Raw genomic sequence first — 21,779 nt, 5'->3', positions numbered from 1 at the left:
CGATAGAACCTCCTCTTCTTATGTATACATTTTTGCCGCTCTTGCTTCTCTCACAATCTCACAATATTGTGTTGCCAGTTTTGTCACTTCATCATAGTTTCCAAGGGACGCAGGCTTGGTCAAGTCACTTCCTATTCCTATGGCAACCGCCCCGCTTTTGATCCACTCTGCCGCATTTTGGAGGTTGACCCCTCCTGTAGGCATCACAGAGATTTGAGGAATCGGCCCCCTAATGGATGAAATGATGGAAGGAGCGAACGTATTCCCCGGGAACAATTTCACGACATCGGCACCATATTCCATAGCGGTCTTCATTTCTGTAATCGTCATGCAGCCCGGCATGTACGGAATCCCATACCGATTGCACAGCTTTGCCGTTTCTTTATCAAAGCAGGGACTGACAATATATTCTGCTCCCGCCAATAGGGCAATTCTTGCTGTCTCGCTATCGAGGACACTTCCAGCCCCGAGGATGAGTTCTTCTGTTCTAAACGTGCTTTTCAGAGAGCGGATCACCTCTTCAGCCCCCGGGACTGTGAAGGTGACTTCGATGGCCTTGATCCCGCCCTGAATGCAGGCATCCGATATCCGTTCAGCGTCTCTCTTATTTTCTGCACGCACCACTGCCACTACTCCGGACTCCATCATTCGATTCAGTATGTCGATTTTTTTGATCATAGCGCATCTTTCCTTCCTTCTTTTAGAGTCTTTGCATCACCCGAATGAAATGACCACCTTCCGTACGTCTTCTGGTGATGTCTCGATTAGGCGGATCGCTTCTTCAATTCGGTCTACCGGGAATTCCTGCGTCACCATTCCCCTCGTATCGATTGTCCTGTCATTGAACATCTCGATGACTACCGGAAATTGATTCGTCTGAAGTCTTGACCCGGTGATCGTCACTTCCTTTTTCGTGATCGGCAACTGCGTGATTTGGGATGGCCTTTCAGCGAACCCGAGGACCACGACCCGTCCTGCTGCTGATGCTGCTTCGATGGCTTGTTCAAAGGTTTGCGGGATACAGACGGCATCGATGACCACGTTTGCTCCCTCCTGTTTCGTCAGCTCCATGACTTCTTCTATGACATGGACCCGGGAAGCATCAATCGTATGATCCGCCCCCCACTCTTTGGCAAAAGCGAGGCGACTTTCATTTAAATCACTGATGATCACTGTTGCGCCTTTTGTTTTCGCGACTTTAAGACAGCATAGCCCGATCGGTCCGGCGCCCATGATGAAGACTGTGTCCCCATCCCTGACATCACCACGCCAATTCGCCTGTGCCCCGATGGTAAACGGTTCGACCAGGACCGATTCTTTATAGTCCAGTTCTTCTTTCACTTTATGAACCAGCTTTTGCGGAATGACCATGTATTCCTGCATGCCTCCGTCACGGTGGACTCCGTAAACTTCCAGGTTACTGCACACATTTCCCCTGCCTGACCGGCACGCATAACATTGACCGCAGGACTCGATCGGTTCAAGGACTACCTTATCCCCGACAGAAAGCGTGTCTACTTTACCCCCGACAGCCTCCACGATCCCTGTGACTTCATGTCCGATGACTCTCGGTAAGGTGGCAAGGGGGTTGGTACCGTGATAAATATGAATGTCCGATCCGCAGATGCCGACCATTTTCACTTTGATTAAAACATCTTGTTCATGGGTGATGACAGGCTTCTCTCTTTCCACAATGCTCAACTGATGTGGTCCGGTTACTTGAACGGCTTTCATGAATAAGCAACTCCTTTTCTTTCCAGTAATCTATTTGAATAAACCAGGCAGGAATAGAGTGATTTCAGGAATGAAGGCGACCAGTAAGAGCACGACGAGACTCGCTCCCAAGAAGGGCAGCAATGCCTTTGACGTTTTCCCTATGGATACCTTCCCGATACTCGAGGCAACGAATAAGCACACACCGACTGGCGGGGTGGATAATCCAATGACCAGATTCAGCACCATCATCACGCCGAAATGAACCGGATCCATTCCGACACTCGATGCCACAGGTAACAAGACTGGGAATAATATGACCAGCGCTGCGATGGTTTCCATGAATGTTCCGACAAACAGCAGCAACAAGTTGATTAAGAGAATGACCACAATCGGATTGTCCGAAATACCGAGGATCCCATCTGCAACGAGAACCGGAATCTGCTCACTCACCAAGATCCATCCGAACAGATTGGCAAAGCCGACCAGGAACATGATGGAGGCTGTGCTGACCATGGAATCCAGTAGGATCTTGGGAAGATCTTTCAATTTCAATTCCTTATAGACGAACATCCCGACCACTAACGCATAGACGACGGCTACGATGGAAGCTTCTGTTGGCGTAAAATAGCCTCCCAGAATCCCAAATAAAATAACAAAGGTCATTAATAATGCCCAGAAAGCACCTGTAAACGATTTAGCGATCACACCGATCGGCTGTCGTTCACCTTTCGGATATTTCCGTTTCACCGAAATGACATACGTGACGAGCATCAAACTTAATCCCAGCAGTACACCAGGAACGGCACCGGCCAAGAACAGATCCCCGATCGATACACTCGCGAGAGTTCCCACAATGATCATCGGCAATGACGGCGGAATGATCGGACCCACAGTCGATGATGACGAGGTGACGGCTGCTGAGAAGTCCGCATCGTACCCCTCTTTTTTCATCGCCGGGATCATCACGGCCCCTATACTCGCCGTATCTGCGAGGGCGGTACCCGAAATACCAGCAAACCCCATGGAAGAACCGACATTCGCAAGACCCAGCCCTCCTCTGATATGACCGACGAAATTATTCGTAAAGCCGATGATGCGCTCTGTGATCCCGCCTGCATTCATCAAGTTTCCTGCCAAAATGAATCCAGGTATGCACAGCAGTACGAAGGAATTCAGCCCTGCAAACATTTTTTGAGGGACGATGGAAAGAGGGATATCGGCGATAAGCAGATAAATGATGGAAGAGATCCCTAAGCTGAATGCGATGGGCACACTGATAAAGATAAGAATTAAAAATGAAATAAATAAAATGGCTGCTAACATCAGCTTTCACTCCTTTCTTTCGGACTTAAGAATGCATTCATGACATGCATGAATGCATAGATGGCGATGAACACAAAGGATATCGTAATGCTTGCATGTATGACGGACATATCCACGGCCATTGTCGCTGATGTCTGCCCTTTTCCGACAGAAATGAACGTATATCCATGATAGGCAATGACAAAGGAAAGAACGACAACGACTAAATAAATGAACGCTTCGTATATTTCTTGAATTTTTTTAGGCAATAACCCCGTTAAGATATCCACGCTGATGAATTCTTTATTCTTCAGTGCAAGCGGCGCCCCGAAGGAAATTGCATAGATAAACAGAAATCTCGTGAGTTCTTCTGTCCAAACGGCTGTGTATGGCAAATACCGGGAAAGGATTTGTATCAGCACTACTACGATGACACCGAGAAACGATAAGATCGTCGCCGCTTCCAATGTCCGTGTAAGGATGTTTGTCCCCTTCATTCTCCCCCACTCCTTTCTATAAAGAAGGCATATGCTTCACATATGCCTTACATGGTTTATTCCGCTTCCAGGATGTCTTCATATAATTTGTACTGTTCGTCGGTCAAGCTCTCTTTGATCGCCGGCTTCATCGCCTCACGGAAAGCATCCTGATCGACTTCATTGAATTTCATGCCTTCATCTTTCAGCTTCTTCTCATATTCTGTGATTTCTTTATCAAAAAGGTCTTTTCCGAATACTTGAGCTTCCTTGGCCGCTTCTTGAACCGCTTTCTTGTTTTCATCGCTCAATTTTTCAAATTGCTTGTTTCCTACAAGGATATAAATCCATGAATACACATGCTCTGTTTCATTCACATAGTCTTGCACTTCATATAATCCGCCGCTGTGGATAAGGTCAACAGGATTTTCCTGACCATCGATCACATTTTGCTGTAAGCCGGTGAATACTTCATTGAAGTCCATGACCTGCGGTTTCGCTCCTGCCGCTTTCCATGCATCAAGGAATAATGGGACGTTCGGAACGCGCATGCTGAATCCTTTCAAATCGTCAGGCGTGCTGATCGGTTCTTTGGACGTTAAATTACGAGGTGCACGTGTATGGTAATAAAGAGGTGTCAGACCGACTTTATCTTTGATCTCTTCTTCAATCTCCTTACCGATGTCTCCCTCTACCACTTTTTGAAGGTGGTCTGCATCTCTGAATGCGTATGGTACCGCCATCAAGGCAGCTTTCGGTGACCAGTTCGCCATCGTTTCACCTGAAATGACCAGGTCCGCCGTTCCCGCTTTGATGCTGTTGATCGTATCGGTTTCCCCGCCCAACTGATTACTAGGATAGATCGTTATTTCAATTTGGCCATCCGTCTTTTCTTTGACTAAATCAGCGAACTCCAAAGCTGTTTTATGCCAGATATGATTCTCATCCGCCAGATGTCCGAATTTCCATTTTATTTTTTCTCCTCCGCTGCCTGAAGATGATTCCGATCCACAAGCTGAAAGAAGCAGCATGATCGCTGTGATCATCGCAACCCATTTGAATTTTTTCATTTTCATTTCCCCCTTGTTTTTTCATTTTCGCCTTGAACATGCGTTAAAGAGTTTGATCTTCCTGAAGAAAATACCCCTCTCCTAAATCACCCCTTTCAAGGTAAAGCGTCACTCTCCTGATTGCAGATACTGATAAACGGTTTCGGTTATCAGTACCCCTTCTCTCAGATGTTTCTCTTCCTTAATCTGTTCCGGTTCCCCTGGTACGAATACCTGCTCGAAACCTTCAGCGGGCTTGATCCCATGAAGTTCATCGATCATCTCGTCCATCGAGCCAAGGAATTCATCTTTATTGGTAAAAAAGGTAGGATTGATCGCGCAGACATAGTGCCCCAGTTTCCGATGCTGGTTGTAGTCGCCATACATTTTTGAAATATGGGGACCAAAGGCTGCACCGGCTAATAATCCTGAGAAGATATCCACCACCATGCCGAGTCCATATCCTTTTGGACCTGCAAATGGGGTTAATGCGCTTACATTATTGGGGTCCGTCGTGGCACTTCCCTGTTCATCCACACCCCAGCCTTCAGGGATGTCCCTCCCTGCTTCCTTTGCGTAAAGGATTTTTCCAAGAGCGACATTGCTCGTCGCCATATCCAAAATGATAGGCTTGTGGTTCTTTGCCGGGAATCCATACGCGATCGGATTCGTTCCCAGAAAGGGCTCCGCTCCTCCAAACGGGACAACGATCTTATCGGTATGCGTCATCGCGACACCGATCAGCCCTTCTGCGGCTGCCTGCTGGACAAAATAGGATAATGCCCCGCAATGGCTGCTGTTTGTGACGGTGATCATTCCGATCCCACTTTGCTTCGCGAGTTTGATTGCCTCTTCCATCGCGCTTTTTGCCACGACATGACCTAGACCGTCATCCCCATTGAAAATTCCTGAACAAGGTCCGGTCTGTTCAAACGAGAACGAAGGGTTCTTATTCAGTCCCCCTTCATGCAGCCTTCTGACATAGTGTTCGGTTCTCAGTACCCCGTGGGAACTGACGCCTCGGAGGTCGGCATGAACCAGGACATCGGCAACAACCCCGGCATGTTGTGAATCCAGTCCTGCCCCGACAAGTTTAGCGGCAGCCAATTCCCGCAGCTCTTCATGTGATAGGTTCACTTCCCCCATGTTCTCACCACCATCCTAAATTTGGATTACTACTCTACATTCGCATGTCTTTGCAACAGTTCGTCGTTATGATCCCTTCCTTCAAGAAGGACAAGAATGATGGCATCCAGCAGCAGGTGTGCGCTTTGGTCGAATTGGCTTCCAAGCGGCTGAATAGTTTCAGGTTCTTCCTTGCGCCGGCGTTTCGTCGCTGCCGGAATCACAACTGTTCCATCCGAAAGCAGTCCATGTTCGGTAGAAGCGGTTACTACAAAGGTAGCCGCACCAACTTCTTCCGCTTTCGAAAAATGATGTATGAGCGAAGGGGAAGTGCCCGATGCACTGATTCCCAAAAAAAGATCACCTTTGTCGATGCTCGGCGTGATCGTCTCGCCAATAACATATACGTTGTATCCACAGTGCATCAACCTCATCGCAAATGCTTTGCCAATCAACCCGGAACGTCCTTCACCATACAAAAAGATGCGCGTTGCTTCCTTGATCTTCTTGAGCAGCTCATCGGTTTCTTTCTTGTCGACCCCCGCTAGCACAAGTGCATTCTCATCCAGAATCGTTTCGATCATCCTCTTCATCATCGAGTGTGTTCCCCTTTCTTCTCTCCGGCATGGGAATCCAGTGAATCAGCGTTCGATAAATTCTTTCTCCCCCAGCTGGACCAGCACATCTTCCAGATAAGGAAGCCCTTCATTATCACCTGAAACACTGACCACCATGGAACCGATTGTGTTTGCAAACATCAGTATCTTCTTTAATGGCCATTGCTGCAGGACCCCATATAGAAAGCCAGCATCGAAGCCGTCTCCCGCACCCACTGTGTCGACTACTTTCCTGGCTGTGACAGGAGCTGATTGAATGATTTCACCATTGTGGTAGCCCACTGAACCTTCCTCACCTTTTTTCAAGGCGACATAGGAGACTCCGAGCAATTTCGACTTTTCGATGATTTCCTTCTCATCCTTTGTATCAAACAGGAGCTCGGCTTCATCCGTTCCCGTCAGCAGGATATCCACGAATGGAAGGATGTCTAATAGCACTTCCTTCGCCCTCTCTCTGCTCCACAATTTCAATCGGATATTTGGATCGAAGGAAACGAGGATGCCATTCCGTTTCGCGAGCGTGACCGCATGCTTGATGATCGCCACATTTTTTTCATCGATCGCTGGAAATACTCCCGTTATATGTAAGACTCTCGCATTGGCAATATAGGATTCTTCCAAACTATCAGGCGTAAGGGTCAGCGTAGGAGAATTCAACCGGTAGTAAAACGTCCGGCCCGCCCCATCCTCCAGCACTTCTTTGAAATTGACGGAAGTCGGATATCCCTCTACCAGCTTCAGCTGGGAAGTATCGATTCCTTCCCCCCTCACAAAATGCTGGATATAACGGCCGAATTCATCATTCCCCAATCGGCTGATCCAGCCGGTATCCAACCCCAGCCGCGCACATCCGATGGCGACATTCAATTCCGCCCCCCCTACATTCCGTTCAAATGAATGAACGAATCTCATAGGTCCTTTTGATGTCGGATTCATCGTAATCATGGCATCTCCAATGGTGATTACATCTTTCATGGTCATGGTGCCATCCCCTCTTTCTTCCACATTTTCAGCAAGACTGCCGAATCATCAGCTCCGGTCGGAATCGATAAATATGCTTTTCCTCGATAAAGTCCGGGTCTTTTATTTTGTTCAATAATAATTCTGCAGCCTGTTTCCCCATCTCGAACGTCGGTTGAGCAATCGTTGTCAATTCCGGCGTAAACAAACTTGCAAATGATACATCGTCTATCCCGATCAAAGCCAACTCTTCCGGCACACGGATATGATTTGTCTTTATATACCTTAAGATCTCGATCAACGTCAGGTCGTTCCCGGCAATCAATGCCCGTGGCGGTTCATCGGCTGAAAGCATGTCATGGAGACCATCCTGTATGAATTCAATTTCCATAGACTTGATATATTCTTCTCGAATAGGAATTCCCTTCTCTTGCAGCGCTCTTCTGAATCCATTGATCCGTTCCACACGGGGAGTCACATGTCGATGCAAGGAAGTGGTCATAATGCCGATCCGTTCGTATCCCTTTTCAGCAAAATGATTGACGGCCATTTTAATAGCGCTTTCATTATCAAGCATGATCGATGACGTTTCGAGACCTTCCACGATCCGGTCGACAAATACGAGAGGATACTTTTCCTTTACCATCCTTTGATACAACTCGATGTTTCCGCCCGTCGGAAAGATGATGAGACCGTCTACTTGCTTCGCTCTCAACATCTCGATATATTCACGTTCCTTTTCAGGATTGTCATCTGCATTACAGACAATGATATGGAATCCCTGCTCATTGCAAATGTCCTCCACTGCCCTGATCGTCTGTGTTGAAAAGGTGTGTAAAATATTCGCCACGATCACGCCAATGGTGGACGTCGACTTCTGCTTCAAACTTCTGGCCACGATATTCGGCTGATAGCCCAATTCCTCGATCGCCATCCGGATGCGCTCCTTCGTTTTCGGCGCCATGTAGTCGAATCGTTTATTCATATATTGAGAGACGGTGCTTTTTGATACTTCGGCATGCTGTGCCACATCTGAAATCGTTATTCTTTTCATAAATCCTTCTCCATACCCTTTTTACTAAATCGGTTTAGTAACAAAGGAAAAAATTTTGGTTATATTCTTTTTTCTTTTTGTTGTCGTAATCTTTAAATGAGTAAATCGGTTTACTAAATCGGTTTAGTTGTTGATTGTTTTCAATTATAAGAAAATTGAAAGCGTTTTACAATGGTTTTTAGAAAGTTTTTAAAATATTTTTATAATTAGATTTTTACTACGGTAAAGTTCGCACGGTTGAGACAAAGGATAGTTGGATTATTTTATTACCAAGTGTGTGGTGTATACAGAAAATAGGGTCCGACCGTTACAGGATCTAACCCCAACAACCCGCTTAAGGATCAGCTGAGATGCAAGCACAACATAAAGAAGAAGAGTTGACGAATCAACTCTTCTTCTTATCACCAGTTATTTCTTGGAGTTAATATATAATTTTCCTTCTGCACGCTTTGTGGTTACATTTCCATAATCATCAGACACCTTCACTTCAATGACTGCTCCAGGTGCTTTTACATTTGAAGTGGCGGTATAGTATCCGACATAATGTCCTTCTGAGATTTCCATCATCGGCAGCTCATTTGCGTTTGACACTTGGGCTCTTGCATTTGTCAGAGGCATTTGAATGACGAATGTTGCATCCAGCCCCGGTTCACTGTCAAATTCAATTTTAACCGATTCACCTTTTTTCAATTCCTTATCTTTTGAAGGCTTGAGGTTGTCAATCGCAATGTCACCAAATTTGGCATAGACTGTTACTCGCTGTTTTTTCTTGTTACCTGCTTTGTCTTTTGCTACAACTTGGATGACATTTTCGCCTTCATTCAGTAATAGTCTGTGGGTGAACTGGCCGTCACTTACACTGGCTTTTTGGCCGTTTACTTTCACCCAAGAAAGATTCTCTTCAGAAATCGTTCCTTCTACAGTAATGGCCTCACGATTTGTCTTTACCCCCTCATCAGGTGAGGTAATTACCAATTCAGGTTTTACTTGGTCAAGGGTTATGGTAACGGGCTCTGATGGACCGGTTATGCCTGCTTCTGTGGATGCCTTGGCTGTGATCGTATTTTCACCAGTTTGTAAGGAAAGATCTGCAGAGAAAGTACCATCTTCTGTGGTTTCAGCCGTTGCCACTTCATCATTACCATTGAACAGATGAACGGTTATGTTCGGAGCTGATGTACCTTCTAATGTAACGGTTTCATGCTTCGTGAATGAGTTGTCTTTTGGTGAAGTAATGACCGGAGCATTCACTTCATAATTGACGATGGCACGGATCATGAAGTTACCGAGCTCTTCACGTGCCGGAGTCCAGGCTCCATCTACCATTTGCCAGCCGCGGGCAGCATACTGTCCATTATTATCCGTAGCCAATCCTGGCGAGTCTGGATAAGGGTCAGCTTGGATATATACCAAATAGAAGTCTTTCTCAACAACTACTCCGTACTTAGAAAGATCGACATTCGTCCATTCACCATTTCTTAATGCAGTAGCGTCGAATGGCCCAGCTATTTTTTGACCAGGAGCCCCGTCCGCACCAGAAGCATCATAGACAGCTACCTTGAAATCAGTACCACCAGGTCTTGGCCAATCCGTTTCCCAGAATCGGAACAAACCTCCAGTGACTAGTGCTTTTTCTTTTCCTTCAGGCAAGGACATTTTTACAGCCCAGCCATCTCCGGCCTCATAGAATGCGCGAGCATCTTCAGCTGTTCCATCATCATAACCGATTTCCCCAGGATAGCCGATGAATGGACGCAGCTCCAGATTGAACTCCGTATCTGTACTGCCTTCGATATTAACCTCCACATTTTCACTATAGAAGGAAGCTGCCATCGCTCTTAGTGTATAATCTCCTTCATATGCAGTAATTGAGAAGTTACCATTTCCATCTGTTGTAACAGGTGCCACGGAAGCGTCTTCCATAAGGAGTAAAGTAGCATTTGCTACAGGTTCTCCATTAGAACTGTTGGTTACTGTACCAGAAAGAGTACCATAATCCTTTTCTTCGAGGGTGAAGTTTGCTACCACTTCTCCATCCTCTGGAATTTCGACTCTCTGTTCAGTTGAATGATAGCCATAGCTTTCCGCTTTGACTGTATAGGTTCCGGCAGCGTGCGTTAATTCGTATTGTCCGTTAAGAAGTGTGTTGACGGTTCTGCCAGTTTCTACAACTGTTACTTGTGCGTTAAGAGGAAGTGCATTGGGATTGATACCCGCTTCCTTTGTTTCTTCTTTTACAGGAGTGCTGACAGGTTGAATCTTGTCAGGATCTACTTTTTTATCTTTTACTGCCGCTTCTTCCGGTTTATCAGGTTGAACTCCTATTTGGGCTTTGTTAGATCCTTCCCCTTTTATAGACTCTGCAGATAATGCAACATCATCTAAATACCATCCGTTTCGTTGGAGAGCATCATTCGTAGTGACGTTGAAGCCGATGTAAATTCGCTCACCAGCGTATTCGGATAAATCGATTTCTTCTGCTTCCCATGTTAAATTGCTATTGCTGAAACGCAGCAACTGTGTCCAGTTTTCCTCGTCTGTGGACACAAACACAGTACCAAAATCTTGGTTCGTGTATAACCAGTGCCAGCTCATAAACTGTAAGTAAGCCGGACTATCTTCAGGTAAATCAATAGGGGGCATAGCTAATGTCATGTTTGCATCATTATCATAAAATCCCCAAAGATTTGTTCCATACACTTTCTCACCTGAGAAAGCGTGTAGTCCCACGGATGGTTTACCCCATTGCCATGAATCGTTTACACCATATGAATACCAGTCGACAGGCTCAGCCTCAAAGTCCTGGAAATAGCCCAAGGTAATCCCAGGCTTAACACTTACTTCATACGTTTCTGTCGTCACCTCGTTGCCACCGAAGTCTACGATTTGAAAGCGATAAGATACCGATGGTTCTGCAATCTCCTCACCAGGAATGGAGGCTGTATACGTACCGTCATTCAATGAGCCTGAAGTACGTTCTGCCTCTGCATCTGCCCAGTCCCCGGACTGATTGACATATTGCAGAGTAACGGAAGAGATACTGATATTATCCTGGACATCAATGGTTAAGGGCAGTTTCCTATTTGTATAGGTATCTGCTGGAGCAGTATGATCGAATGTTGGGGCTTCTTCGTCCTCCCCACCCTTTAAAACCTGTCCTTTGATTTTGCCTAATCCTGAAGTGATCGAGGAAACAGCATCAAAGGCATTTACCAATCCATGTCCATAGCCGTTGTTTGGCGATTCAGGGAAAGTATCATCTGTTAACGGGACAGCAGTGGAGATTAAAATATCTTCGATTTCATCCACTGTCATGCTCGCATTCGCTTGCTTCATTAATGCGACCACTGCGGATACGTGCGGCCCTGCCATGGAGGTGCCATTCCATCCGCCTTCATAATTGCTTCCAGGTACTGAAGAACGGATATTCACTCCTGGCGCAGAGATTTCAGGCTTTACTTCTTCGTATGGAGAAGGACCTTGAAGAGAGAAATTGCCGAGCTTGTCATTAATATCAGTTGCCCCTGTGGCAAATGATTCCGGATAGTTCGCAGGATTTGCTATGGAACCGGGACCACCTGGGTTGTATTGAGTCGTGTTTCCCGCAGAAAATTCCGGGAAAATTTCAGCGGCTCTCCAGGCTGCAACCATTTCACGATACCATTCATCCATGCCAGGCCCGCCGCCCCATGAGTTGTTGACAACATCGGGAGCCATTTCAGGGTGCGGATTTCCTTCAGCGTCTTTTGGAGCGAGAATCCATTCTCCTGCCTCCAGTAGATCAACATCGGTTCCTCCGTCGGCAGTAAAGGCTTTTACCGCAATCCACTTGGCTCCCGGAGCTACGCCGATTTGATTACTGCCATCAGGTTCAGACCCAACCATTGTCCCGGTTACATGTGTGCCGTGACCTTGATCATCGTAAGGAGCACCTTGTCCTGCAGTCGCATCAAACCAGCTGAATTCATGGTTTGGGGATTCAGGATTTTGTGGATCAAACCCCCGGTATTTTTCTTTCAATGCTGGATGATTCCATTGAACACCGGTATCGATGGAAGCTACAACAGTACCTGCTCCGTCGATTCCCATTCCCCAGACAGCAGGAGCACCGATATGGTCGATGTTCCATCCAATGCTGGACGTATTATTTCCAGCTTCTTTTCCTTTTGGTATAACGCCTATAGAAGAAGTTTCCGCTTTAGCCGGCTGAATAAGCTGACGTGTTTCATTTGGAAGTATTTTTTCGACTTCAGGGAAATCAGCGATCTTTTCCATTACTCCTTTTGTACTCGTAACAGCCATGCCGTTGACCACATAGAAATCGTTAAATTCTTTGACATCACCGGATTTTTTCTGTTTATTTAAGTATTTTTTCACTTCTGCCTGGGTTTCAAGTGCGGTAGAACGCAGCTCAGAAACGACCATGTTTCGTTTTAATAGTTTTTTACTGTTTGTGGATAACTTCTCCTTCTGAGCTTTCTCAGTCGCTTTCTTTGCAACGGACTTAGTGTCTACCTGCTCCTTGAACTTCACTAAGTATGTGACGTGCTTTTCCTTCTTGAATTGATCTTGCAATTTAGATGTAATCTTGGATTGCGGGCTGATTTGTGCGCTGTCTTTTACTGAAGTATAGGGGTTATCATTTGATAATGCCGATTGAGTGGAATTTGCTGCTCCTGCTGTTGGTGGAAATATTAATGGAACACACATGACCAGGGTAAGAACAATAGACAACCATTTTGCTTTGCTTTTTCTTCCTCTCATAATTCCCCTCCATTAATTCTAGATTTGTAAGTCCTGTTCCTCCAGTCAGAAAATGGCATCTAGATGATACTGGATGGTTAACCAAAGCTGTCCCATTTCAATAGAATTCACCTCCTTTCAAAATCCACATAAATAGCCAAAAGCACGTCATGTACGATGAATCAGAGCAATAAAAAAGATACACTAGAGGCTAATGATAATTATTTTCTACTAATCTCTGAAACTGCATTTCTTTTACTTCCGGCCTTTCTATTGAATGTTACAATTCAGAGTTTTATTTGCAATTTCCTTTATTTTTCTAATCTTCCCAACATTTACCCAAAAAGGTGCTTTGATTTACAAGGGTTATTAAGAAAGCAGGATAAATAGCCCCTATGATTGCCCCAAATTTATAATTATTGATTAAATTGAATACGATACAAATAGAAAAAGCTGTCGAGAAGACAGCTTTTTCTATCCAATATAATGGAACTTGTCAACATTCGTTCTAAGATCCAGGTTGTATAAATATGATATATCCATTAGAAAATGATCAAGACTTTATAACCATTCCAGTTTCTTTCTACAATTACTACGACACTTCCCTTTCGTTAACTATTCTTCATTTATTGTATAAAAACGCCACTTATTGCAAACAATTTTTTTAGATTACAATTTTCTAAGGGGCAAATGAATGAGGCATATAGTAAATGAAATAAAAACCAAGTTTTCCAATCACGATGATTTTTTTGTGGAAGAAGAATTAGTTGAGGAATCCGCAATCTATCTTATTGGATTTAATACGCTAGTGGATTTAACTAAGTCGAAATTATATATTCAACAAATGGCTGCTTCGTCTACTTCTGTAAAAGCCCTTTTAACAAACCTCAGTGACCAGATTAACGTTGATACAGAACAATTAATTAAAGCCGCATTAGAAGGCAAACTAATCATCGTTTCAAATGATGGGGAAGAGAATGCTATTATAGACCCGATTGCCCCAAATCTTAGTAGTAGCATTGATGAGCCTAAAAATGAAAGTCCTATTCATGCCTCAATGGATGCATTTGGAGAGGATATTAGTATTAACGTTGGAATGATACGAAAAAGGCTGTGCACTGAACGCCTTTGTCATGTTTCCTATCAAGTGGGAGAACTCGAAAAGCGGAAGCTATCCATGCTCTATATTGAAGGAAGAGTACCAAATTCCATTATTGAAAAAGTCAACCAGCAGTTACATCAAATAAAATCTGACATTGAAACCATTGATGATCTTAATAAACAATTTGGACGACGTAGGTTTAGTCCTGTCAGTCATCTGTTCACCACTGAACTCCCGATTCAAGCTATACACTCCTTAAAAAAGAACAGAGTCGTGATTTTTTTAGATGCTTGTCCCTTCGCGCTTATTTTTCCCAATCTACTTAGCGATATGATCATCAGTATAAACGATCGCAATTTTCCTTTTATACTGTCCTTTATGATTAGAATCTTTAGAGTCATAGGAATTGTGGCTACGCTCTTACTTCCCGCTTTATATGTTTCTTTGGTCTCAGTTAACCCTGAAGTATTTAGAACCGATCTAGCTCTGTTTGTCGCCAAGAGCAGGGAAGGTATTCCATTGTCGGCATTTCTTGAAACGATCGCAATGGTGGTTATTGTGGATTTAATACTAGAAGCAATAGTGAGACTTCCTAAAAGCGTAGGTCCCACTATTACAATGGTAGGAGGAATTATTCTCGGGCAGGCGATGGTTGAGGCCAAATTAGTCAGTAATCTATTGGTTATCGTGATCACAGCTGTGGTCATTGCAAGTTCGGCAGTGATTGGAGTGCAAAACTCCTTGTACATACGCTTGCTAAAATACCCCATTCTAATTTTGGCATCACTTTTCGGTATTTTAGGTGTATGTACAGGGTTCACTTTCACAATCATATATTTGGCAAGTTTAACATCCAACGACATTCCTTATACAACCTTTCATATTGAACAAAAAGGAGAAACAAAGTGACACAGCGGATACAAATTGGAGCGGTTTTCGTAATCATACATTTAAGTTTTGGCTATTTAATCTATCCCGACCTTGTTTACACATTAACGAAAACGGCTCATTGGGAAGTGGTTATATGCTTAGGTTGCCTGCAATTGATACTACTTTGGATTTACATTAAAGGATTAAATTATTTTCCCGAGAGTGATGTCATTGATATTTATTTAACAAAAGGGAGATGGGTGGCCATCATTTTTCTTTCCCCTTTTGTACTAAATCTAATTTCGATAGTTGCGTTCAACATGAGAATGCACACGGAAGTTATTATTTCGATATTTTTGCCCAGGACCCCTTATTGGTCGATATTATTACTGTTATTTTTCATTTCGGTATATGCAGCTATTAAAGGTTTAGGGACCATCTTGCGTTCTTCGGCTTTTATTTTCTTGTTTGTTATTCCGATAGTAGTATTTAACATTTTTTCATCTGTTGTAAATTTTGATTTACATAACGTTACGCCTGGTTGGAATTCCCCTGCCAAGTTCTTGTTAGATAAAATATTTTTCTATCTACTGGGATTTTCATCATTTTTATTTTTAGGATTTACCTCTTCCTCTACAAAAGTAACATTCCGTCAAATATTTTTAGCAAGCGTTAGTACAACGCTGATTTTTCTATCGGTAGTGTATATACCGCTTTTTATATTTGGACAAGAAACGGCTGTTACGCTGAGCGACCCTTTTTTGGAAGCAATGGATTCAGTAGACATTAGCTGGTTTTCATTCAACCGACAAACAATGTTCTTCGGTATATCGTTAGTTGGTTTAGTGATATTGGCGAATTCCGTAATGCTCTGGATGATCGGACAAGTCATGGGAAAAATATTTAAATATCATAGAGTGAAGTCCTCTTATTGGATTATTACTTTTTCTGTAATCTCATTTGTTTTGGCTTTATTGGTTCCAAACCGATCTTTGGTTGAAAAATACTTTCTATGGAGCCTAGGTGCCCAAGCCTATTCTATGATTATTATTCCACTTACCATTTTTATCATTGGTATCTTATCGAAAAGAGGCTTTTTAGAAAATGAAAAATAACAAATGCTATAAATTATTGATCGTTTTCATGTCATCGATTTTCTTATGTGGGTGTTGGGATATTAAAGATATAAATAAACGCTTCCTTCCTTTAGTAATGGGCATTTCCAAGGAAGTGAATGAAGATTATAAATTGACTTTGCAGATTCCCATACTAAAAGATGACAACCAAATATCAAGAACGGTAACAAGTAAAGGCGAAAACATGGCAAGTGTACTTGAACAAATTCGCACAAATTCAGAAGATGCCGTTGATTACTCACAAATAAGATTAATTGTCATTCAAAACAATTTGGCAGATAACCAACAGAGATTTAAGGAACTTATAAAGTTCTTAATGAAATCAGAAGAGATTCCGTCAAGAGCGCTGATAGCCATTACAGAGGACAATGTAGAGAATGTGTTATCTAGCATTAACGATAAATTAGGTGCCCATTCTACCTCCATCTATGACTATTTTAATAAAGGAGCCGGCTGGGCACCAGCAATCTTTAGTACCCCAATTTGGGAAGTATATCGAAGCTTGTTTTCATATACGAAAGATATAGCCGTCCCAGTTGTTCATTCCGGAAAAGATACAGTATTAACTTACGAAGGTGCAGCGATTATGAAGAAAGGAAAAATAATAGAATCGATCAGCCCTGATGAAAGTCAACTAATAAATTTGTTTCGGAACATTAATGAAAAAGGCAGTCTAGAGAGTATAAAAGATGCTGATATTATCGTCACAAACAGCTCAATCAAAAATAATAAATCAATGGAAAATCATAAACCAATGATGTCAAGTGATTTACACTTGAAAATAGACATTTTAGAAAGAAAAGAAGACATGACGAATAAACAGATAATTACGGAACTTGAAGAGGTAATCGAAAAGCGATTTTACGATATTCTTGAAAAAACGCAAAGAAACAACACAGACGTTTTCGGATTTGGCCAGCATTTTCGTCATCAGGTTCCTTATCGTGAATTAAAAAACTGGAGAGGAAAATATTATCCTGAATTAAAAGTGAATTTTCAGGTCCATGCTACATTAGAGTAATACGGGAATCGGTTACTCTCCAAAATTTCTTGCTCCAGAAATGCTACCTTTAATAGAATTCTAACTTCTCCACTCATGTTATTTAACAACCATTAAAATGAGGAGTTAAAGTTTACCACAATGCTTGCATCTTCCTCGTCTTTTTAGATAATAAGCTAGAGTTGCCAGCCCTAAGGAAATTCCCCATGGTAGCCAGGATAAAAAAGGAACAAAATGTCCCCAATTCTCACTTGTAATTGAACCATCAATCATCATAAATATGATTTGTGGACTGAGCTTTAAAGCCGTGATTGTGATCATAGCAGACATCAAAGTAGCAGGTACCAAACATATCCATATTGGAATTTGTTTACCTGCTAGAAATAAACACCACCGTGGAAAAATCACTCCCCATTTCTGAATAAGGCCAAGGGTCAGAATTCCGCCGACAATACATAAACCTCCCAGTATAGCTTCAGTTAAGATAATGTCTATATTCCCAACCATTGATGAGTTGTTCGTTCCCAAAGGAATGCCTATTGCCCACGCCCACCGGACAATACCGTATGGCAATGCCATAACAACAGCTAAATAGGTAAACCACTTTCCCCATTCTGCAGCTTTTGCTGATGATCCTTCGTTATCGTCATTCCTCCCACAATTACCGCAGGCATCCCGTGTATGACGAAAGTATGCTATTGCAGCTGCTATCCAAATGAACCCACCTAATATACAAAGAACTTGGTTAACAACTCTCCAGTCCAGCAGATCAAAGTGAAGCAAAAACAAATAAGCAAAGTTCTGCACAATTCGCGAATCTGGAACTACGAATATAAGCGTCCCACTCATTATCCACGCATAGGAGAGTACTATAATACGAGGAAAACGACGTCCCCATGTATTTACCATCGCTAGAGCTACTGCTGTTCCTACCAATCCAGCTAGGGCGATGACTGAACCCCCGACATCCACATTAAGATTTAATAAAAAGGATCCCATCATTTCTGCCCGTGGATCGTTTTTACCGAAAGGAAATCCGCTTCCACCTAATAACCAGTACAGCCCGAGTAACCCGTATAGTAGGGACCATAGAGTCGCTGCATACCCTGCCCACTGTGGCCAGCGTGACAACCAGGAAAAATGTGTTGAACTTTTGACATTTATTTTCGGTTCCATTTAACCCTCCCCAAATCAAGTTCATAATAATAAAACTTGACTCTTTAAAAATTCTGTCGAGCCGTTTTTGATAAAGGTCCTTCCTTTTAACTTAATACTAATATCTCGATTTCCATTTTCCACAATAACTTATTAAAGAAGATGCCCCTCTAATTGCGCAACATAATCATCCTTATGCGAAATTATACAAAGATTATGACCAGGACCTGTCCAAATAAAAAAATCCTCCTAAAGTTCAGGAGGGACAACTGAGCATTTCAATCAATATAACAATTCAAAAGAATAGAACAACCATAACTCAAAAACCCATATCTATCCCCACGCCGCTCCCTCTTTCCATCCAACACCCCCATCACCACCCTTATTCCCAACGTGCCTTTGAACTTTCCAATTTTAGTTCTAGTATTTCAATTACTCTTCCCCGATCTACATAGTTGATATTGGTCAATCCTACCACCATATTGCGGATATCGTCTGCATCTTCAAATAACTTGTAGATTTTTTTGGGTAATTCTTCACGGGCTTTAGCTGTGATACCAAACACTTGCTTGTCTGGTCGATGTTCTTCTTTAATGATTTCAACGGTTTCTCTTAAACCTTGTTTGGCTAATGAATCAAAATGGTAGTATAGTTTGCTCTCTGTTAACCCACCCAGTTTATCCAATGGGATCGGCTCTGAAAGTTGTTTTTTTATTGTGGGTGCAGGGCAGTAAGATTAGTGTATCGATCAAATATGACGATTAAGTCCTTCAGTGATGTCTACTAAAGAATATAGCTTATCCGGTTATGAAAATGAGGTAAACCTCAACAAAATTGCCCGAATGATAAACCCTGCCGCCAGTCCCGGAATTAGCGCAAGCATCGGCAGCCAAATCGGACCAAAGTGAACGGAGAGGATTGGTTGGGGGGAATACATAATTCCAACCGTGACAAAGTAGGCAGCGAAGGCAAATGGAATAAACGATAACGGAGGATTCTCTCCATCTGAAAATTTGTAGGCATCATACATCGCATACATGTAAACACATGGATAAAACATGATCCACTGATAATGGATCACTTCTCCGGCTTCCTCAATTCTGCCAAGAAAGCTATACATGATAGACAGATTAAATGTACTCATGCTATTAATGATAAATTCTAACAAAACAAATAAGAACCCTTTCATGACATGACCATTCAACAACTGCCCAAAGCCTGGAAATGCTATGCTCCATAACACCACTTCTAATTTTTGAGTCTTTTTCATATGACCAAACCTTTAGTTGACGTTTTAATTTTAAGTACTCTTAGCTTGATCCAATCTTTTAACGACGGATACAAGCCCTCTGATGATAAATAATGTGAAACTTACAGAACCAAAAGTATGAAATGGCGACCATTTTTTCCATTGGATTAACTTTGTGTATTTCACAAGGAACCATTGAGTTATGCTCATGGGAACACTCCAGGTCAAACTTTTCAAAATGATCTTCCATAAACCGTCATTATACGTTTGTTTAACCCAGATCACACTCAACAATGGAAAAAACAACATATCAAAAACAATGTTTGTCCTAAACACTCCTGGAAAGGGGCGAATTGGATAGGCAACACGTTTCTCTGCCACAACATATGTATCAACTAGAGTGGACACCACGCCCTTTGAAAAGAAAACGATTAAGTTCTGCTTCATCATAGAACCCCTGAATAAGAAAGGGAAGCAGATCAGGCATAAGGAAATGAGTACGCTTAACATTTTTTTCTCCACAACATGATCCTCCGTTTAAAGGTTTTGTTTATAGTATGATGTTAAGCAGCATGCTTTATGCTAACTCTTTTCTTCGAGATTATTGGAACCAAAAATACTAACCGCTCTCACCCTTGGGACCTTGATCCCGTCCGTTATACTTTGACCGATAATTTAAAGAGGGGCACCCAAAAGCAGTAGCTACTGACTTTTTGGACAGCCCCTTCCTTATCCAAAGCTCCAATTATTCTTCAATACAATTTTTTATTTTCTTTATTTAACCAAGGGGATTTTAACTTGCCTCTATTCTCAAAGTCCGTATAATGGATGATCTCAGAAAGGATCTTGCATCCATCTGCTTTGTCAAACTCTATTCTGGCTTCATCCTTATTCTCATACTCAAACATTTTGATCCTGTCCTGTAGAAAAAGTGTTAAAACCCACACATCAATTCCCTCCCTGGAATGTAAGATAACTGGGTATACCACCCCGATTTTCAGTAAACGAAACAATGCTAATTGGAAAAGTTATTTATATGCCATGTACTTACAAAGAGAGACATAGATTTGCAGAAAATAAATGTTAATGACCGTTTTGGGGGAATGAATTTATTTTATAAACAGATTAAACGCGATTGTAATCAGCCAGCAAAGAGCAAGAGTAACAGTTAGATATGTACCAACATAAAGTAATATCTCCGCCATGATTCCTCCTCCTATCATTTTAACTTGAATATTTTTGAAGATGGATGTTATTCTTGCTGCTAAGTGCAGATCCAACAATCAGAACTTTCTTTTGCTTTCAAATCGTTTTTCATCTGAATAAATTTAGAATATTTCATCCCCCTTCCTCTTAAATCAATGCCATTATAACAAGTGAGTTTTAAAAATTTGTCGAACTATTGGAGCTTCACCAATTTGTAAAAAGAGTGTTAACTCCCCTTAATAAAAACGAATTTTTGACTTATAAATGAAAGACAAGTTACCCACCTTTTCTCTTCTATTTTTCTGGATTATTAATTTGATTAATGAAAAGAGGCTGGGACAAAACTAAAAATCACGAAATAAAGACGAACAATAGAAAGTGTAGGTACTTCATACCGCTAATGATTTCCGTGCAAGACTACGCTTTCCGCGGGTAGCCCGTGAGCCTCCTCGGCAAGCCTGCGGGGTCTCACTTAAGCTACTCTCTCTTCCCGCAGGAGTCTTCGTCTTGCACTCCAATCAACCGCTGGAGACTGCTAAAATCAAATGAACCCAAAATAAATAATAAACACGAACCAATCTGCCAACTAAGAAGCGGATTGGTTCGGGTTTTACTTAGACTAAAACTCTTTTGTCCCAGCCTCTTTTCATTTCAATTATTTGGTCCTAAATTTCATCCATTCATGAAAAGTAGCTATCAATCCAATAAATAGGCAATATCCAACAAATGTATACAGGTGATTCCAGTGCTCGGCATGAACAAACATCCCCATAGCCTCTGCCATTTTCTCCATAGCCGCCATAGCTACACTGATGCATAAAACGAACATTCCTTTTAGCCAGCCTTTTAATCTTTGTAAGATTATTAGCAGAACCATCATGGTGATGGGAAGAACAGCCAATGTGAATAAAATATTAATGGAAAAAATGGAAGGTAGCGGACGTAACGGAAAGGAATAAAAATGATTTCCAATGAAATAAAGATCTAAATAGGTTCCTAATAACGAGGCCAATAGCATC

The 21,779-nt window shown here is 42.4% G+C and carries 19 protein-coding genes; 3 read left to right on the top strand and 16 right to left on the bottom strand.

Annotation, left to right across the window (positions count from 1 at the left end):
* Positions 1-18: 18 nt before the first annotated feature.
* From ACYH0O_RS05170 to ACYH0O_RS05125, 10 genes are all read right to left on the bottom strand, one after another.
* Positions 19-678, bottom strand: coding sequence for a bifunctional 4-hydroxy-2-oxoglutarate aldolase/2-dehydro-3-deoxy-phosphogluconate aldolase (locus ACYH0O_RS05170; RefSeq protein WP_482631451.1), 660 nt, complete (start codon positions 676-678; stop codon positions 19-21).
* A 36-nt stretch (positions 679-714) separates the two neighbouring features.
* A complete protein-coding gene (locus tag ACYH0O_RS05165) occupies positions 715-1,734 on the bottom strand; it encodes a zinc-binding alcohol dehydrogenase family protein (protein WP_482631450.1) in 1,020 nt (339 codons plus the stop codon).
* 30 nt (positions 1,735-1,764) lie between these two features.
* Positions 1,765-3,039: a TRAP transporter large permease gene (locus ACYH0O_RS05160; RefSeq protein WP_426891808.1), complete on the bottom strand. Its 1,275-nt coding sequence runs from the start codon at positions 3,037-3,039 to the stop codon at positions 1,765-1,767.
* The gene (locus ACYH0O_RS05155) at positions 3,039-3,515 is read right to left on the bottom strand and encodes a TRAP transporter small permease (protein ID WP_482631449.1); all 477 of its coding nucleotides are present in this window, start codon (positions 3,513-3,515) and stop codon (positions 3,039-3,041) included. Before ACYH0O_RS05155 ends, ACYH0O_RS05160 begins: the two co-directional genes overlap by 1 nt.
* 56 nt (positions 3,516-3,571) lie before the next feature.
* A complete protein-coding gene (locus ACYH0O_RS05150) occupies positions 3,572-4,564 on the bottom strand; it encodes a TRAP transporter substrate-binding protein (RefSeq protein WP_482631448.1) in 993 nt (330 codons plus the stop codon).
* 108 nt (positions 4,565-4,672) lie between these two features.
* Positions 4,673-5,689 carry an ureidoglycolate dehydrogenase gene (gene allD / locus ACYH0O_RS05145; RefSeq protein ID WP_482631447.1) on the bottom strand — a complete coding sequence of 339 codons (1,017 nt, stop codon included), beginning with the start codon at positions 5,687-5,689 and terminating at the stop codon, positions 4,673-4,675.
* A gap of 29 nt (positions 5,690-5,718) precedes the next feature.
* On the bottom strand, positions 5,719-6,264 hold the full coding sequence (gene hxlB / locus ACYH0O_RS05140; RefSeq protein ID WP_482631446.1) for a 6-phospho-3-hexuloisomerase: 546 nt from the start codon (positions 6,262-6,264) through the stop codon (positions 5,719-5,721).
* Positions 6,265-6,309: 45 nt separating this feature from the next.
* The gene (locus ACYH0O_RS05135) at positions 6,310-7,260 is read right to left on the bottom strand and encodes a sugar kinase (RefSeq protein WP_482632500.1); all 951 of its coding nucleotides are present in this window, start codon (positions 7,258-7,260) and stop codon (positions 6,310-6,312) included.
* 34 nt (positions 7,261-7,294) lie between these two features.
* Positions 7,295-8,299, bottom strand: a complete 1,005-nt coding sequence (locus ACYH0O_RS05130) for a LacI family DNA-binding transcriptional regulator (protein ID WP_482631445.1) — start codon at positions 8,297-8,299, stop codon at positions 7,295-7,297.
* 408 nt (positions 8,300-8,707) lie between these two features.
* Positions 8,708-13,063, bottom strand: coding sequence for a S8 family serine peptidase (locus ACYH0O_RS05125; protein WP_482631444.1), 4,356 nt, complete (start codon positions 13,061-13,063; stop codon positions 8,708-8,710).
* Positions 13,064-13,736: 673 nt separating this feature from the next.
* On the opposite strand from ACYH0O_RS05125, the gene ACYH0O_RS05120 reads away from it, so the two are divergent.
* From ACYH0O_RS05120 to ACYH0O_RS05110, 3 genes are read left to right on the top strand one after another with little or no spacing between them, the layout of a single operon-like run.
* On the top strand, positions 13,737-15,053 hold the full coding sequence (locus ACYH0O_RS05120; RefSeq protein WP_482631443.1) for a spore germination protein: 1,317 nt from the start codon (positions 13,737-13,739) through the stop codon (positions 15,051-15,053).
* Entirely contained in the window at positions 15,050-16,129 is a 1,080-nt protein-coding gene (locus ACYH0O_RS05115) for a GerAB/ArcD/ProY family transporter (RefSeq protein ID WP_482631442.1), read from the top strand. Before ACYH0O_RS05120 ends, ACYH0O_RS05115 begins: the two co-directional genes overlap by 4 nt.
* A complete protein-coding gene (locus ACYH0O_RS05110) occupies positions 16,119-17,171 on the top strand; it encodes a Ger(x)C family spore germination protein (protein WP_482631441.1) in 1,053 nt (350 codons plus the stop codon). The genes ACYH0O_RS05115 and ACYH0O_RS05110 overlap by 11 nt, the downstream gene beginning before the upstream one ends.
* Before the next feature lie 105 nt (positions 17,172-17,276).
* On the opposite strand, the gene ACYH0O_RS05105 is transcribed toward ACYH0O_RS05110, so the two are convergent.
* The 6 genes from ACYH0O_RS05105 to ACYH0O_RS05080 form a co-directional block, all read right to left on the bottom strand.
* A complete protein-coding gene (locus ACYH0O_RS05105; RefSeq protein WP_482631440.1) occupies positions 17,277-18,326 on the bottom strand; it encodes a hypothetical protein in 1,050 nt (349 codons plus the stop codon).
* A gap of 361 nt (positions 18,327-18,687) precedes the next feature.
* On the bottom strand, positions 18,688-18,990 hold the full coding sequence (locus ACYH0O_RS05100; protein ID WP_482631439.1) for a hypothetical protein: 303 nt from the start codon (positions 18,988-18,990) through the stop codon (positions 18,688-18,690).
* A gap of 120 nt (positions 18,991-19,110) precedes the next feature.
* Entirely contained in the window at positions 19,111-19,575 is a 465-nt protein-coding gene (locus ACYH0O_RS05095; protein ID WP_482631438.1) for a hypothetical protein, read from the bottom strand.
* A gap of 30 nt (positions 19,576-19,605) precedes the next feature.
* Positions 19,606-20,076, bottom strand: a complete 471-nt coding sequence (locus ACYH0O_RS05090) for a CBO0543 family protein (protein ID WP_482631437.1) — start codon at positions 20,074-20,076, stop codon at positions 19,606-19,608.
* A 230-nt stretch (positions 20,077-20,306) separates the two neighbouring features.
* Entirely contained in the window at positions 20,307-20,501 is a 195-nt protein-coding gene (locus ACYH0O_RS05085) for a hypothetical protein (protein WP_149154058.1), read from the bottom strand.
* Between the two features lie 914 nt (positions 20,502-21,415).
* Positions 21,416-21,778, bottom strand: a complete 363-nt coding sequence (locus tag ACYH0O_RS05080) for a CBO0543 family protein (protein ID WP_482631436.1) — start codon at positions 21,776-21,778, stop codon at positions 21,416-21,418.
* Between the last annotated feature and the right edge of the window lies 1 nt (position 21,779).

This window comes from Rossellomorea sp. H136 (genome assembly GCF_056838065.1).
Note: the sequence above shows the minus strand (reverse complement) of the source record. Positions and strands in the feature narration are given on the sequence as shown.

Excerpts from the sequence above, each read along its gene's own strand:
- ACYH0O_RS05105 (WP_482631440.1), bottom strand. The coding sequence starts at position 18,326 with ATGGAACCGAAAATAAATGTCAAAAGTTCAACACATTTTTCCTGGTTG.
- ACYH0O_RS05110 (WP_482631441.1), top strand. The coding sequence starts at position 16,119 with ATGAAAAATAACAAATGCTATAAATTATTGATCGTTTTCATGTCATCG.
- hxlB (WP_482631446.1), bottom strand. The coding sequence starts at position 6,264 with ATGATGAAGAGGATGATCGAAACGATTCTGGATGAGAATGCACTTGTG.
- ACYH0O_RS05170 (WP_482631451.1), bottom strand. The coding sequence starts at position 678 with ATGATCAAAAAAATCGACATACTGAATCGAATGATGGAGTCCGGAGTA.
- ACYH0O_RS05165 (WP_482631450.1), bottom strand. The coding sequence starts at position 1,734 with ATGAAAGCCGTTCAAGTAACCGGACCACATCAGTTGAGCATTGTGGAA.
- ACYH0O_RS05130 (WP_482631445.1), bottom strand. The coding sequence starts at position 8,299 with ATGAAAAGAATAACGATTTCAGATGTGGCACAGCATGCCGAAGTATCA.
- ACYH0O_RS05155 (WP_482631449.1), bottom strand. The coding sequence starts at position 3,515 with ATGAAGGGGACAAACATCCTTACACGGACATTGGAAGCGGCGACGATC.
- ACYH0O_RS05150 (WP_482631448.1), bottom strand. The coding sequence starts at position 4,564 with ATGAAAAAATTCAAATGGGTTGCGATGATCACAGCGATCATGCTGCTT.
- ACYH0O_RS05135 (WP_482632500.1), bottom strand. The coding sequence starts at position 7,260 with ATGAAAGATGTAATCACCATTGGAGATGCCATGATTACGATGAATCCG.
- ACYH0O_RS05080 (WP_482631436.1), bottom strand. The coding sequence starts at position 21,778 with ATGCTATTGGCCTCGTTATTAGGAACCTATTTAGATCTTTATTTCATT.
- ACYH0O_RS05120 (WP_482631443.1), top strand. The coding sequence starts at position 13,737 with ATGAGGCATATAGTAAATGAAATAAAAACCAAGTTTTCCAATCACGAT.
- ACYH0O_RS05125 (WP_482631444.1), bottom strand. The coding sequence starts at position 13,063 with ATGAGAGGAAGAAAAAGCAAAGCAAAATGGTTGTCTATTGTTCTTACC.
- allD (WP_482631447.1), bottom strand. The coding sequence starts at position 5,689 with ATGGGGGAAGTGAACCTATCACATGAAGAGCTGCGGGAATTGGCTGCC.
- ACYH0O_RS05160 (WP_426891808.1), bottom strand. The coding sequence starts at position 3,039 with ATGTTAGCAGCCATTTTATTTATTTCATTTTTAATTCTTATCTTTATC.
- ACYH0O_RS05095 (WP_482631438.1), bottom strand. The coding sequence starts at position 19,575 with ATGAAAAAGACTCAAAAATTAGAAGTGGTGTTATGGAGCATAGCATTT.